Source organism: Microbacterium sp. Z11_20, assembly GCF_057197605.1.
In genome coordinates this window covers 257,222-271,022 of record NZ_JBXVOQ010000004.1, presented here as the reverse complement: position 1 = coordinate 271,022, position 13,801 = coordinate 257,222, and the positions used below count along the sequence as shown (strand labels likewise).

General features: G+C 69.2%; 16 protein-coding genes. 12 read left to right on the top strand and 4 right to left on the bottom strand.

What is annotated here, in order from left to right; genetic code table 11:
* The first annotated feature begins 12 nt into the window (after positions 1-12).
* A complete protein-coding gene (locus AC2DFQ_RS11710) occupies positions 13-357 on the top strand; it encodes an ArsR/SmtB family transcription factor (protein ID WP_484534019.1) in 345 nt (114 codons plus the stop codon).
* Positions 358-397: 40 nt separating this feature from the next.
* Positions 398-1,375 carry an SRPBCC family protein gene (locus AC2DFQ_RS11705; protein WP_484534018.1) on the top strand — a complete coding sequence of 326 codons (978 nt, stop codon included), beginning with the start codon at positions 398-400 and terminating at the stop codon, positions 1,373-1,375.
* Between the two features lie 84 nt (positions 1,376-1,459).
* Here AC2DFQ_RS11705 and AC2DFQ_RS11700 read toward each other — a convergent pair whose 3' ends face one another.
* The 4 genes from AC2DFQ_RS11700 to AC2DFQ_RS11685 form a co-directional block, all read right to left on the bottom strand.
* The gene (locus AC2DFQ_RS11700) at positions 1,460-2,221 is read right to left on the bottom strand and encodes an ABC transporter permease (RefSeq protein WP_484534017.1); all 762 of its coding nucleotides are present in this window, start codon (positions 2,219-2,221) and stop codon (positions 1,460-1,462) included.
* Positions 2,218-3,021, bottom strand: coding sequence for an ABC transporter ATP-binding protein (locus AC2DFQ_RS11695; protein WP_484534016.1), 804 nt, complete (start codon positions 3,019-3,021; stop codon positions 2,218-2,220). Before AC2DFQ_RS11695 ends, AC2DFQ_RS11700 begins: the two co-directional genes overlap by 4 nt.
* 116 nt (positions 3,022-3,137) lie before the next feature.
* Positions 3,138-3,500 (bottom strand): DUF1048 domain-containing protein, encoded by a 363-nt coding sequence (locus tag AC2DFQ_RS11690; protein ID WP_484534015.1) that lies wholly within the window; start codon positions 3,498-3,500, stop codon positions 3,138-3,140.
* Positions 3,501-3,502: 2 nt separating this feature from the next.
* The gene (locus AC2DFQ_RS11685) at positions 3,503-3,832 is read right to left on the bottom strand and encodes a PadR family transcriptional regulator (protein ID WP_484510743.1); all 330 of its coding nucleotides are present in this window, start codon (positions 3,830-3,832) and stop codon (positions 3,503-3,505) included.
* A gap of 165 nt (positions 3,833-3,997) precedes the next feature.
* Here AC2DFQ_RS11685 and AC2DFQ_RS11680 point away from each other — a divergent pair, with 165 nt between their 5' ends.
* From AC2DFQ_RS11680 to AC2DFQ_RS11635, 10 genes are all read left to right on the top strand, one after another.
* Positions 3,998-4,201 carry a hypothetical protein gene (locus AC2DFQ_RS11680; protein ID WP_484534014.1) on the top strand — a complete coding sequence of 68 codons (204 nt, stop codon included), beginning with the start codon at positions 3,998-4,000 and terminating at the stop codon, positions 4,199-4,201.
* Positions 4,198-4,287, top strand: a complete 90-nt coding sequence (locus AC2DFQ_RS11675; protein WP_484510745.1) for a potassium-transporting ATPase subunit F — start codon at positions 4,198-4,200, stop codon at positions 4,285-4,287. Before AC2DFQ_RS11680 ends, AC2DFQ_RS11675 begins: the two co-directional genes overlap by 4 nt.
* Positions 4,287-5,960, top strand: a complete 1,674-nt coding sequence (kdpA, locus tag AC2DFQ_RS11670) for a potassium-transporting ATPase subunit KdpA (protein ID WP_484534013.1) — start codon at positions 4,287-4,289, stop codon at positions 5,958-5,960. Before AC2DFQ_RS11675 ends, kdpA begins: the two co-directional genes overlap by 1 nt.
* A gap of 2 nt (positions 5,961-5,962) precedes the next feature.
* The gene (gene kdpB / locus AC2DFQ_RS11665; RefSeq protein ID WP_484534012.1) at positions 5,963-8,128 is read left to right on the top strand and encodes a potassium-transporting ATPase subunit KdpB; all 2,166 of its coding nucleotides are present in this window, start codon (positions 5,963-5,965) and stop codon (positions 8,126-8,128) included.
* An 11-nt stretch (positions 8,129-8,139) separates the two neighbouring features.
* Positions 8,140-8,745: a K(+)-transporting ATPase subunit C gene (gene kdpC / locus AC2DFQ_RS11660; protein WP_484534011.1), complete on the top strand. Its 606-nt coding sequence runs from the start codon at positions 8,140-8,142 to the stop codon at positions 8,743-8,745.
* 12 nt (positions 8,746-8,757) lie between these two features.
* On the top strand, positions 8,758-11,280 hold the full coding sequence (locus AC2DFQ_RS11655) for a DUF4118 domain-containing protein (RefSeq protein WP_484534010.1): 2,523 nt from the start codon (positions 8,758-8,760) through the stop codon (positions 11,278-11,280).
* Complete coding sequence (locus AC2DFQ_RS11650) at positions 11,277-11,966, top strand: response regulator (RefSeq protein ID WP_484534009.1); 690 nt, start codon at positions 11,277-11,279, stop codon at positions 11,964-11,966. Before AC2DFQ_RS11655 ends, AC2DFQ_RS11650 begins: the two co-directional genes overlap by 4 nt.
* 118 nt (positions 11,967-12,084) lie before the next feature.
* On the top strand, positions 12,085-12,666 hold the full coding sequence (locus tag AC2DFQ_RS11645; RefSeq protein WP_484510751.1) for a hypothetical protein: 582 nt from the start codon (positions 12,085-12,087) through the stop codon (positions 12,664-12,666).
* A 12-nt stretch (positions 12,667-12,678) separates the two neighbouring features.
* Entirely contained in the window at positions 12,679-13,224 is a 546-nt protein-coding gene (locus AC2DFQ_RS11640) for a hypothetical protein (protein WP_484534008.1), read from the top strand.
* A complete protein-coding gene (locus AC2DFQ_RS11635) occupies positions 13,212-13,784 on the top strand; it encodes a hypothetical protein (protein WP_484534007.1) in 573 nt (190 codons plus the stop codon). Before AC2DFQ_RS11640 ends, AC2DFQ_RS11635 begins: the two co-directional genes overlap by 13 nt.
* Positions 13,785-13,801 lie beyond the last annotated feature (17 nt).

Genomic DNA, 13,801 nt, shown 5'->3' with positions numbered 1-13,801 from the left:
ACGTGCAACCAAATGGTTGTACAAACTGTCCTCGATGACGCGGCGGTGGACCGGATCTTCCGAGCCCTCGCCGATGCCACGCGGCGCGACATCCTGCGCCGCACCCTCACCGGCGAGCAGTCGGTGTCGGCGCTCGCCGCCGACTACGACATGAGTTTCGCCGCCGTCCAGAAGCACGTCGCCGTGCTGGAAGCGGCTCACCTCGTTCGGAAGCGAGCCGACGGAAGGGAGCGACTCGTGCGCGCCGATCCGGAGACGATCGCCCGCGCCCGCCGACTGCTCGCCGAATACGAGCGGCTCTGGCGGTCGCGCATCGACCGCCTCGACGACCTGCTGCGGGAAGACCCCGCGACCTGATCCGGATGCTGCGGCATCCACCTGTCCGAAGGAGAACGTCATGCCCGTCACATCTGTGACCACCGACCCCGAGGGCCTCACGATGACGCTCGTCGCCGACTTCCCGGTCGGTCCCGAGCGGCTGTGGAAGGCCCTCTCGGACCCACGCCAGCTGGAGCGCTTCTGGGGGCCTCCCGGGTATCCGGCCACCTTCGACGCGTTCGACCTCGTCCCCGGCGGGGTCGCCACGTACGCGATGACCGGCCCCCGCGGCGACGTCTCGCGCGGCCGCTGGGAGTTCCTTTCGATCGCCGCCTCCGCCGGATACGAGGTGCTGGATACCTTCGCCGACGAGTCGGGCGCCGCATCCCCCGACATGCCCGCCTCGCGCATGACCTTCGCCGTCACCGCAACGGACGCGGGGTCGCGACTGACTCTCGTCACCTCCTTCCCCTCGACCGAGGCGCTCGAGCAGCTCACGGCGATGGGCATGGCCGAGGGCGCGACGATGGCGATCAGCCAGCTGGACACCGTGCTGCGCGACCTCCGGGAGTACTCGCGGGGCGCGGGGACCGAGCTGGAGGTGCTCGACGACACGCACGTGCGCATCACGCGCGTCATCGACGGCCCGCGCGACCTCGTGTGGCGCGCACACCACGAGCCGGAGCTGCTGAAGCAGTGGCTGCTCGGCCCCGACGGGTGGACCATGCCGGTGGCGGAGGTCGACCCCGCCGTGGGCGGGCACTACCGGTACGAGTGGGAGCCCGCCCCCGGCCAGCCCGGGGAGAGGTTCGGCTTCGAAGGTGAGACGCTCCTCTCCGACCCCCCGCGGCGCGCGGTGACCACCGAGCGCATGATCGGGATGGAGGGGGAGGGCACCGTCAACGACATGACCCTCTACGAGGAGGACGGTGCGACGCTCCTCACGCTCCTCATCGAGTACCCCGACAAGGAGACGCGCGACATGATCCTGGCCACGGGCATGGTCGACGGCATGGAATCCAGCTACGCCCGCCTGGAGTCGCTCGTCCTGGCCTGATCTCCCGTCGACTCGCCACCTTCCGTCCGGCTTCGGGCCGATCCGGCGCGGATGGTGGCGAGTCGACCGGTGGGGGGTCCCGGGTCAGCGCGCCCTGCGGCGATAGAGGCGCATCGAAACCGCGAAGGCCAGGACGAGGATGCCGAGGCACCAGGCCAGGGCGATCCAGATGTCCGAACCGACCGGCTGGTGCAGGAACAGGTCGCGCATCGAGTTCACGATCGACGTCACCGGCTGGTTCTCCGCGAACCAGCGCACCGGGCCGGGCATCGTGTCGGTACGAACGAACGCCGAACTGAGGAAGGGGAGGAAGATCAGCGGATAGGAGAACGCGCTCGCGCCGTCCACCGTATTCGCCGACAGGCCGGCGATGACCGCGATCCACGTCAGCGCGAGGGTGAACAGGAGCAGCATCCCGGTGACGGCGAGCCACTCCAGCACCCCGGCTCCCGACCGGAAGCCGAGCAGCAGCGCGACGCCCACCACGATCACGAGCGAGACGACGTTCGCCACGAGCGAGGTCAGCACGTGCGCCCACAGCACGGAGGAGCGTGCGATCGGCATGGACTGGAAGCGCTCGAAGATCCCGCCCTGCAGATCCAGGAACAGCCGGTACGAGGTGTACGCGATGCCGGATGCGACAGTGATGAGGAGGATCCCGGGGAGCATGTAGTCGATGTATGACTGCGTGCCGGTGTCGATCGCCCCGCCGAAGACGTAGACGAACAGCAGCATCAGCGCGATCGGGGTGACCGCGGTCGTGACGATGGTGTCGGGACTGCGGAGGATGTGGCGCAGCGAGCGGCCGGTGAGAACGGCGGTGTCGCCGAAGAAGTGCGTGGTCATGGTGCGGTCCTCTCGTCGTGGGTGGCGGAATCACCGGCGGACGCGGTGCGGCTCGTGCCGCCGATGACCGCGAGGAAGATCTCCTCGAGGGTGGGCTGCTTCTCGACGTACTCGACCTTCGCGGGAGGAAGGAGCGCCTTCAGCTCGGCGAGCGTGCCGTCGGCGATGATCCGGCCGTCGTGAAGGATCGCGATGCGATCGGCCAGGTGCTCGGCCTCGTCGAGGTACTGGGTCGTGAGCAGCACCGTCGTACCGTGTGCGGCGAGTTCGCGCACCGCGTGCCAGACCTCGATCCGGGCCTCGGGATCGAGTCCTGTCGTGGGCTCGTCCAGGAAGATCACCGACGGGTCGCCGATGAGGCTCATCGCGATGTCGAGTCGTCGGCGCATTCCTCCGGAGTAGGCCCCGGCCCTCCGAACGCCGGCATCGGTGAGTTGGAAACGCGCAAGCAGGTCGTCGGCGATCCGGCCCGGGTCCTGCTGGTGCCTGAGCCGCGCCACGAGCATGAGGTTCTCGCGACCGGTGAGCACCTCATCCACGGCGGCGAACTGGCCGGTGAGGCTGATCGACGAACGGACCCCGGCCGGCTCCGTGAACACGTCGCGCCCATCGATGACGGCCGATCCGGCGTCGGCGGAAAGCAGGGTGGCCAGGATCTTCACGATCGTCGTCTTCCCGGCGCCGTTGGAACCGAGGAGGGCGAAGACGCTGCCGCGGGCGACGTCGAGGTCGACGCCGCGGAGGACGGACACATCGCCGAAGGCCTTCTCCAGGCCTCGGACGTGGATGGCGGTTGTCATGATGGGTTCCTTCTTGAACGGTGGCGGGGTGCTGTCCGAGGCCGCACGAAGCCATCGCCTCGAGCCGCGGGGCCGGAGGGCGTGTCGTGCAGGATGTCAGGCGCTGCGCGCGCTGGTCAGGGCTTCTGCTCCTGGTCGGCCGAGTCGATGGCTTTCTCGAGGCGGGACTGTTCGGTACGGATCCAGCTCCCCCCGCCGTAGTTCTGCATGAAGGTGTCGGCGAAGGAGACGGGATCGTCGCCGACGACGTCGCGGATCGAGATGCCGGCGGCCGCGCTCTGTTCGAGGAGTTCGCCGAGGTCGTCGAGCATCGCGACGAGACTGGCGCCGTCGTTGCTCGGCCCCAGATGCAGGAGGTAGCGCTCGAGGGCGGCCGCGGCGTGACGGTAGGGACCGGGAAGGCGCCGGACGCGCGCCTTGTAGGCCAGATACCGCTTCTTCTGTCCCAGATCTCCGATGATCTTCTCGTACCAGGCCACGGTCAGTCCCCTTCCTCGCGGAGCTGTTCCAGCCGTTCGGCGAGAAAACCCCACGTCTTCCAGAATTCGGCGAGCTGCTCCCGCCCGGTGGTGTTGAGTGTGTAGACCTTGCGGGGAGGCCCCTTCTCCGAGGGAACCTTCTCCACGTCGACCAGTCCGCGTTGCTCGATGCGGACGAGGAGTGCGTAGATCGTCCCCTCGGCGATGTCGGCGAAACCGCGCTCACGCAGCCCCGCGGTGATCTCGTACCCGTACGCGGACCGCTGCGCGAGCACCGCGAGAACGATCCCCTCCAGGACGCCCTTGAGCATCTCGGTGTCCGGTTTGCCCATGACGGCCCCTCCTGCGCTACTCAGCGTTGCTGGGTACCGGTAGATAGTAACGCCGAGTACCGGTAGATAGCAACACTAGGTACGGAGGTATGTAGGTACGAAGCCACGCCGGCGCGACGTCACGGTCGCCGGTATGGATGGTGTGAGGTTTCGCCACGGAGCCGTATGGGTTCCGTTAGGACGGTCCTCCGGCGCGCGATGCGGGTGTTTGATCGGGATTCGTGCCTGACCCGGCACGCGGCGCCCGACCCGTGGGGGCCGCTGCTCTCCGAATGGAGTCCCTCCGTGCTTGACCTCGTTTTCGTGCTGGGCGTGATCACCCTCTTCGTGATCCTCGGCGTCCTCGGGAAGGCGGTGGAGAAGCTGTGACCGTCTTCGCGTTCATCGCTGTCGTCCTCGCCATAGCTGCGATCGGCTATCTCCTGTTCGCCCTCGTGAAGCCGGAGCGGTTCTGATGGCGTGGCTGTCGGCCCTGCTTGCGTTGCTGACCGTCGCCGTCATCCTCGCGGTGCTGTATCGCCCGCTCGGTGACTACATGGCGTGGGTGTACACGACTCGCAAGGACTGGAGAATCGAGCGGGGCGTGTACGCCGTCATCGGCGTCGACGCCCGGGCCGAGCAGACATGGCAGGCGTACCTGCGGGGCGTGCTCACGTTCTCCGCGGTCGGCGTTCTCCTGGTTTACGGGATGCAGCGGCTGCAGCAGTGGCTGCCCTATTCCCTCGGCCTGCCGGCCCCCAGCGAACACCTGTCGTTCAACACCGCCGCATCCTTCGTCGCGAACACGAACTGGCAGTCGTACTCCCCTGAGCTGACGCTGGGGTACACGGTGCAGTTCGCGGCGCTCGTCGTGCAGAACTTCACCTCCGCCGCCGTCGGGATGGCCGTGGCCATCGCCCTCGTACGCGGGTTCGCGTACCGCCGGTCGGGGACGATCGGGAACTTCTGGGTAGACCTGACCCGCGGCCTGTCCCGCATCCTGCTGCCCATCGCCGCGGTCGCCGCCGTCGTTCTCATGGCGGCAGGCGTGATCCAGAACGTCAACGGATTCACGGAGGTCGCGACTCTCAGCGGCGGGACGCAGGTCATCCCGGGCGGCCCGGTCGCCTCCCAGGAGGCCATCAAGCTCGTGGGCACGAACGGCGGCGGGTTCTTCAACGCGAACTCCGCCCACCCCTTCGAGAACCCGACCGCATGGTCCAACACGTTCGAGATCGTGCTGATGCTCCTCATCCCCTTCGCGCTGCCCCGCACCTTCGGGCGCCTGGTCGGCGACAACCGCCAGGGCTACGCGATCCTCTCGGTCATGGGGGTGCTGTTCGTGGCATCGTTCGCGATCCTCACCGCGCTGGAGTCGGCCGGCCGGGGTACCGCGCCGGAGCTGGCGGGTGGGGCCCTGGAGGGCAAGGAGCAACGCTTCGGGATCATCGCCTCCACCCTCTTCGCCACCACGAGCACAGGCACCTCCACGGGTGCGGTGAACTCGATGCACGATTCCTACACGGCGCTGGGCGGCATGATGCCGATGCTCAACATGATGCTCGGCGAGGTCGCCCCGGGTGGAGTCGGCTCGGGTCTGTACGGCCTGCTGGTCCTCGCGGTGATCGCGGTGTTCATCTCCGGTCTGCTGATCGGCCGGACCCCCGAGTATCTGGGCAAGAAGATCGGACCGCGCGAGATCAAGCTGGCCGCGCTGTACATCCTCGTGACGCCCACGCTCGTGCTCACCGGTACCGCGTTGAGCTTCGCCATCCCGGGCGTGCGGGAGGATGTCGAGAACACCTCGATCTGGAACCCCGGCATCCACGGCATGTCCGAGGTGTTGTACGCCTTCACCTCGGCGTCGAACAACAACGGATCGGCGTTCGCCGGCCTGACCGCGAACACCCCGTGGATGAACATCGCTCTGGGTGTCGCAATGCTGCTGGGCAGATTCCTGCCGATCGTGCTCGTCCTCGCCCTGGCGGGCTCGCTCGCGGCACAGGACAAGGTGCCGTCCACGGCTGGCACGCTGCCCACGCACCGCCCCCAGTTCGTGGGCCTCCTTGCCGCCGTGACGGTTCTCATCACGGCGTTGACCTTCTTCCCCGTTCTCGCGCTGGGTCCCCTGGCGGAAGGGCTGATCTGACCATGTCCACACTCATCACCCCCACGGTGCCTCCCGCGAGCGCACCGGCCACGCCGGCGGGGGCGGCCCCCCGCGGCGCGTTCTCGTGGCGCCAGCTGGGTGCAGCGGTGCCCGGCGCCCTGCGCAAGCTCGACCCGCGACAGCAGTGGCGCAACCCCGTCATGTTCATCGTCTGGGTGGGCGCTGCCCTGACCACCGCGCTGGCGATCGCGGAACCCTTCCTCGGCGGCCCCGCCGATTCCGGAGGCACTGCCGTGCCGTGGTCGTTCACGTGGGGCATCGCCATCTGGCTGTGGCTGACGGTCCTGTTCGCCAACCTCGCCGAGTCGGTGGCCGAAGGCCGCGGCAAGGCGCAGGCCGAGACGCTGCGCAAGACCCGCACGAGCACCATCGCCCACCGCATCGAGGGTTATGACCCCGTAGCGGATCCGGCGGCGCTGAGCGCGGGATCCGCCGACGTCTCGTCGGCCGAACTGCAGCTGGGTGACATCGTCGTCGTCTCCGCCGGCGAGCTGATCCCAGGCGACGGTGACATCGTCTGGGGAATCGCATCCGTGGACGAGTCGGCCATCACGGGCGAGTCCGCTCCCGTGGTGCGCGAATCGGGCGGCGACCGCTCGGCGGTCACGGGCGGCACCCGCGTGCTATCGGACCGCATCGTCGTGCGGGTCACCTCGAAGCCGGGCGAGACCTTCGTCGACCGGATGATCGCGCTGGTGGAAGGCGCGGCGCGGCAGAAGACGCCGAACGAGATCGCGTTGTCGATCCTGCTCGCCGCACTGTCCATCGTCTTCGTCGTGGTCGCGTTGACGCTGAACCCGATCGCGTCCTACGCCGCAGCGCCCGTCAGCATCACGGTCCTGATCGCCCTTCTCGTGTGCCTCATCCCCACGACGATCGGTGCGCTGCTGTCGGCCATCGGGATCGCGGGGATGGACCGGCTGGTCCAGCGCAACGTGCTGGCCATGTCGGGCCGCGCGGTCGAGGCCGCCGGGGACGTGACGACCCTGCTCCTGGACAAGACCGGCACCATCACCTACGGCAACCGCCGCGCGACCGAGTTCGTGCGCCTGGCCGGGGTGGCGGAACAGGAGATGATCAGCGCTGCGGCACTGTCGTCGATGGCCGATCCCACCCCGGAAGGGTCATCGATCGTCTCGCTCGCCGCCGCCCAGGGGATGGATGTCGCCACCCCTCCGCAGGGTGAGATCGTGCCTTTCACGGCGCAGACGCGCATGTCGGGCCTCGACCTCCCCGACGGGCGGATGATCCGCAAGGGCGCCGGCGCAGCCGTCGTGGCGTGGCTCGAGGAGGACGGCCGACGTCAGCCGAGCAGCCTGCTCGCCGAGCTGGACGAGCAGACCGAACGCATCTCGCGGTCGGGCGGCACCCCGCTCGTGGTCGCAACGAAGGACGCCGCGGGGGAGGGCCGAGTCCTCGGCGTCGTCCACTTGAAGGACGTCGTCAAGGACGGACTGCCCGCGCGGTTCGCCGAACTGCGGAGCATGGGGATCCGGACGGTGATGATCACCGGTGACAACCCGCTCACCGCCGCCGCCATCGCCGCGGAAGCCGGCGTCGACGATTTCCTCGCCGAGGCGACGCCCGAAGAAAAGCTGGCCTACATCCGGAAGGAGCAGGCCGGCGGCAACCTCGTCGCGATGACCGGAGACGGCACGAACGACGCACCCGCCCTTGCCCAGGCGGACGTGGGTGTGGCGATGAACACGGGAACCTCTGCGGCGAAAGAGGCCGGCAACATGGTCGATCTCGACTCCGACCCCACGAAGCTCATCGACATCGTCAGCATCGGCAAGCAGCTGCTCATCACCCGGGGTGCGCTGACGACGTTCTCCATCGCGAACGACATCGCGAAGTACTTCGCGATCATCCCGGCGATGTTCATGGGCGTCTTCCCGGGGCTCGCCGTGCTGAACGTCATGGGTTTGCACTCCCCGGCCTCGGCGGTCCTGTCCGCCATCATCTTCAACGCGATCGTCATCGTCTTCCTCGTCCCCCTGGCGCTGCGAGGCGTCAAGTACCGCCCGCAGACGGCGGCCAAGACGCTGAACCGCAACCTGTTGGTCTACGGGCTCGGTGGTCTCATCGCACCCTTCATCGGGATCTGGCTGATCGACCTGATCATCCGCCTCATCCCCGGCTTCTGAGGAAAAAGACAATGAACGCATCCACTCGCTCCACCGGACGGACGATCGGGGTCGCCGTACGCGCCATGGCCCTGTTCACCGTGGTGCTGGGCGTGGTCTACACCGCGGCGATGACCGGTGTCGGACAGCTCGTGTTCCCCGCGCAGGCCAACGGTTCGCTCGTGCGCGACGCGGACGGCGCCCCGGTCGGCTCGTCGCTCATCGGACAACCGTTCACCGACGCGGAGGGCGCCCCGCTGGCGGAGTACTTCCAGCCGCGCCCCTCGGCAGCCGGCGACGGTTACGACGGCGGCGCCTCCTCGGGGTCGAACTACGGCCCGGAGAACGAGGACCTCATCGCCGCCATCGCCGAACGGAAGGCGCAGGTCGCGGAGTTCAACGGCGTCGCGGAGGAGGCCGTGCCCGCCGACGCGGTCACCGCGTCAGCGTCCGGCCTGGACCCGCACATCAGCCCCGAGTACGCCGCGATTCAGATCGAGCGGGTGGCGGAGGCGCGCGGAATGTCTCCCGAGGAGGTTCGCGATATCGTCGGGCAGCACAGCAACGGCCCCGATCTCGGCTACCTCGGTGAGCCCACGGTCAACGTGCTGGAGATTAATCTGGCGTTGGACGAGTAGGGGGACTGAGATATGCCCGGACGGGGGCGGCTTCGCGTCATCCTCGGCGCTGCCCCCGGCGTCGGCAAGACCTTCACGATGCTCGAGGAGGGCAGGCGGCTCCGGACGGAGGGCAAGGACGTCGTGATCGCCGTGGTGGATACCCACGGCCGCGCGGCCACCGCTGCCATGACGGAGGGGCTTGAACTCATCCCCCGTCGCGTCCTCGTCCACCGCGATGTGGAGCTGACCGAGATGGACCTGGATGCCGTTCTGGCGCGGCGCCCGGCCGTCGCGCTCGTGGACGAGCTGGCCCACACGAACGCAACCGGATCCCGGCACGACAAGCGCTGGCAGGACATCGAAGAGATGCTGGATGCGGGCATCGACGTCATCTCCACGGTCAACATCCAGCACATCGAGTCGCTCAACGATGTGGTGCAGAAGATCACCGGTGTGCCTCAGCGTGAGACCGTTCCCGACGAGATTCTGCGTACGGCTCACCAGGTCGAGGTGGTCGACCTGGCGCCGCAGGCGCTCCGCGACCGCCTGTCGGGCGGTCTGATCTATCCCGCGGAACGGATCGACGCCGCGCTGTCGAACTATTTCCGGCTGGGGAACCTGACCGCGCTTCGAGAGCTGGCGCTGCTGTGGTTGGCCGACGAAGTCGATCAGGCCCTGAAGGACTACCGCGCCGAGCACGGGATCGACAGCCAGTGGGAGGCCCGTGAGCGGGTCGTGGTGAGCCTCACGGGCGGTCCAGAGGGTGAGACGCTCATCCGCCGCGGCGCCCGCATCGCCGCGCGATCGGCCGGGGGGGAGGTGCTGGCGGTGCATGTCACCAGCCAGGACGGCTTGCGGCTGGCCAACCCGGTGGCCCTCGCGGAGCAGCGGGCCCTGGTGGAGAAACTCGGCGGCTCCTACCACCAGGTCGTCGGCGATGACATCCCGCAGTCGCTCGTCGATTTCGCGCGATCGGCCAACGCCACGCAACTGGTCATCGGCGTGAGCCGCCGCAGCCGCCTGCTCGCCCTGCTGACCGGGCCGGGCATCGGGGCGACCGTGATCCGCGAGTCGGGCGACATCGACGTGCACATCGTCAACCATGCCGCGGCGGGGGGACGTTTCGCGCTGCCTCCTCTGGGCGGCGCGCTGAGCATGAGTCGGCGGCTCGCCGGATTCGCCCTCGCGCTGGTGTGCGGACCGCTGATGTCGTGGCTGCTGGTCTCTCTGCGCAGCGCCGATTCGATCACCAGCGACGTGCTGAGCTACCAGCTGCTCGTGGTCGTCGTGGCGCTGGTGGGCGGCATCTGGCCGGCCCTCTTCGCCGCGGTGCTGTCGGGGATCACCCTGGACTTCCTGTTCATCGAGCCGTACTACACGGTGAGGATCAGCGATCCACTGCACCTGCTCGCCCTCGCGCTGTACGTCACGATCGCGGTGCTCGTGAGCGTCATGGTGGACCGGGCAGCGCGGCAGACGCGCGCCGCCCGGCGTTCGGCCGCCGAGTCGGAGCTTCTGCAGTCGGTGGCGGGGAGCGTGCTCCGCGGCGAGGGTGCCGTGCAGGCCCTCGTCGACCGCACGCGCGAATCGTTCGGCTTGGCCGGGGTGCGTCTCATGGCCGGCGAAACGGTCCTCGCTCGAAGCGGCGAGCCCCTCAGCGACAACCGGTTCGTCCCCTTTCCCGTCCGAGAGGGGGTCGAACTCGAGCTGCACGGCCCCGACCTGGCAGCCTCGGAGCGACGGCTCCTCGCCGTCATGGTCGCGCAGCTGCGAGCGGCCCTCGATCACGACGCGCTCGAAGAGGTGGCCAGCGACCTGGCACCTCTCGCCGCCTCCGACAAAGTCCGCGGAGCACTGCTGTCGGCCCTCAGCCACGACCTCCGCCGTCCGCTCGCCGCTGCGACCGCCGCCGTGGGCGGACTCCGCGCCGCGGGCGGGGCGCTTTCCGAACGCGATCACGACGAGCTCCTGGAGACCGCGGACGAGAGCCTGACCGCGCTGGCGGCGCTGGTGACCGATCTGCTGGACGTCAGCCGCCTGCAGGCCGGTGCGTTGCGCATCACCACCAGCGCCCTCGACCCGGCGGACGTGATTCTTCCGGCACTGGACGAATTGGAGGTCGGACCGCAGCAGGTCGAACTCGACCTCGCTCCGGACACCCCCGCGCTGCAGGCAGACCCCGTCCTGCTCCAGCGCGTCGTCGTCAACCTCCTCGCGAACGCCCTCCGGCACTCGCCGCCGGGGAGCAAGGTGCGGATAACCACGAGCTTCTTCGCCGGCGCCGTCCAGATCCGGATCATCGACCACGGCCGGGGCGTTGCACCGGACCGTCGGGATGACATCTTCGTCCCCTTCCAGCGGCTGGGCGACACCGACAACTCCACTGGGCTCGGGCTGGGACTGGCGCTGTCGAAAGGATTCGTCGAGGGAATGGGCGGGTCGCTCGACCCGGAAGACACCCCCGGCGGGGGCCTGACGATGGTGGTCTCGCTGCCCGCGGCCGCCGCGTCGCCGACGGCCGCGGGCAGCTCACGCCGTGGTGACAGCGCATGAGGATCCTGATCGCCGACGACGACCCGCAGATCCTGCGCGCACTGCGCATCACCCTGACGGCCAAGGGATACGAGATCTTCGTGGCCGCCAACGGCACGCAGGCCATCGCCGGCGCGATCGATCACCACCCCGACATCTTCCTGATCGACCTCGGGATGCCGGAGCTGGACGGCATCGACGTCATCCACGGCATCCGGGGGTGGTCTGCCGCTCCCATCCTCGTCATCTCCGGCCGCACCGGCGCTGCCGACAAGGTCGAGGCGCTGGACGCCGGCGCGGATGACTACGTCACGAAGCCGTTCTCGATCGAGGAGCTCCTCGCCCGCATCCGCGCCCTGACGCGCCGGCTTCCGAACCAGGAGGCGGACCCCGTGGTGACCTTCGGGGAGGTGTCGGTGGATCTGGCCGCCCACAGCGTCACCCGCCGGATCGACGGCGAGGAACGTCAGGTGCGGTTGACGCCGACGGAGTGGCAGATGCTGGAGGTGCTGCTGCGCAACCCGGGGAAGCTCGTGACGCGCCAGACCCTCCTCACCAGCATCTGGGGCTCGGAGCACGTCGCTGACACCGGGTACCTGCGGCTGTACATGTCGCAGCTGCGCAAGAAGCTCGAGCCGAACGCGAGCGAGCCGCGTTATCTGCTCACGGAGGCCGGTATGGGGTACCGGCTGCAGCTGGAGGAGTGACGGCCGCGAGCGCCCGCTCCCGGCCGTGTGTCAGGGTCCCGTTCGGTGCGGCCTGATCCCCGTATGCGTTTCGTGAGGGCTGATCCCCTGCCGGCCCCCGCCGGGTAGGACGGAAGACGTGACACTCACAGACATCCTTCCCAGCCTCCGGCGATCGCTTCCCGACCCCCTCGCGCGCAGCGCCTGGCCGGACCACACCACCGCCACGACGACCGACCTCGTCATCGCGGGCGTATCCATGAACGCGCTGGCGGTGCTCTGCAGCACCCCCGCCGTGCACACCGGGGAGTTCAGCATCGGCGGGACGGGGTCGCGGCGGATCGTCCGCGCCGACCGCGCCGTCATCCTCACCGCGGTGACCATGGTCGTCGACGCTCCCGGCGTCGGCAGAGTGGTCATCGTCGACGCGCGCCTGGGCGCCCTCCCCGTCACGTGGGCGGAGACCCGCCTGATCGGGCGCGCCTCCACCGGACACCGCAGACCCGCCGCAGTCCTCGACGGCAACGAGTCCGCCATGATCGAGCGGCGTCCCCCCGTGCTCCTGCCCGATGACATCCGGGAGGGCGACATCCTGGCCGTGCCCTGCGATGGCCTCACCGCACTCCACGACGTCCGCCCGGTGCGCGCGGAGACGCCGTCCGCCGCCCCGATGGCTGCCGCGCAGCCGCGCCCCGTTCGTTCCCTCCCGCGCGCCTCGTGACGGGACCGGCACATGACGCTCCTGCGCACTATTCTCGCCGCGCGTACGCTCGGCAGTCGTCCTCTCCCCGACCGGCGATCCCGAGAGGGGTGGCCGGCAGACACCAGGCACACGGCGGATGACGTCGTCGTCGCCGGCCGATCACTCCTCGAGCTGGCACTGACCCGCGGAACGCCCGCGGTCCTGGTCTGCTCCGGTGAGGACTCGACGCCCAGGATGTGCCCCACCACCCTCATCCTGTACCGGATCGTGTCCGTGGACGCGTCCGACCCTGAGAGCGTCATCGCGGTGAACGGGCAGCTTCCCGCCGGCTCACCCGCGGCCGCCGGTCGCGTGCTCGGCCGCGCCTCGTCGGCCAAGCAACGCAGCGTCGCCCTCCGAAGCGCGGACCCGGCCACCCGCGTCCGCGCGCGGGTGGCCGGCGACGTCGCCCCGGGCGACATCATCGTCCTGCCGTACGAGGGGACGGTTCCCCTCAGCCAGGTGAAGGCCCGCGCTGTCACGGTCGCGCCCGCAGGCCCGGAGGAGGATGACTGGAGCGCGCGATGCATGAGATGACGGAGCCCGCATCGACCGCGGACCCGGCGGTGCCGCGATCGATGATCGTTCGCGGCGACCGACTCGGCTCACTGTGCGCGCTCGGTCGGCGCCCGGGGGTCGTGGAAGACCACCCCGGCGGCTACCCGTCGGCTCTGCAACCGGGGATCCGCAGCGTGGTCACCGGGCTGGATTTCACCGGCGGATCTTCCACCGTCGTGCGGCGCGCTCTGAAACAGGAACGCGTCGTCGGGCGGCGGATGAGTCGGGAGCTGCCGGCTCTGCGCCATCTGGTCTACGTCCTGGGTGTGCCGGCGGGGGAGAGCCCGTCGCACTGGGTGAACCTCGCCGACGTGTTCGCCAACACCGTGTACGTCACCCTCCAGATGACGTGCGCGGCCGACCTGACGGTCACGTGCGTCATCGACGACCACCCCGATGACGACGCCAAGGCGGATCTGCTGGCCGACCGCATCGAGCAGCGCGTGCGGCGCGCGTCGTGGCGGCCCTGGTTCGGGGTGCACTGGAGCACGATCGCCGCGCGGGAGATCTCCCTCGCCGAAGCCGAAGCCACGTGCTAACCACGTCGACTCGCCAC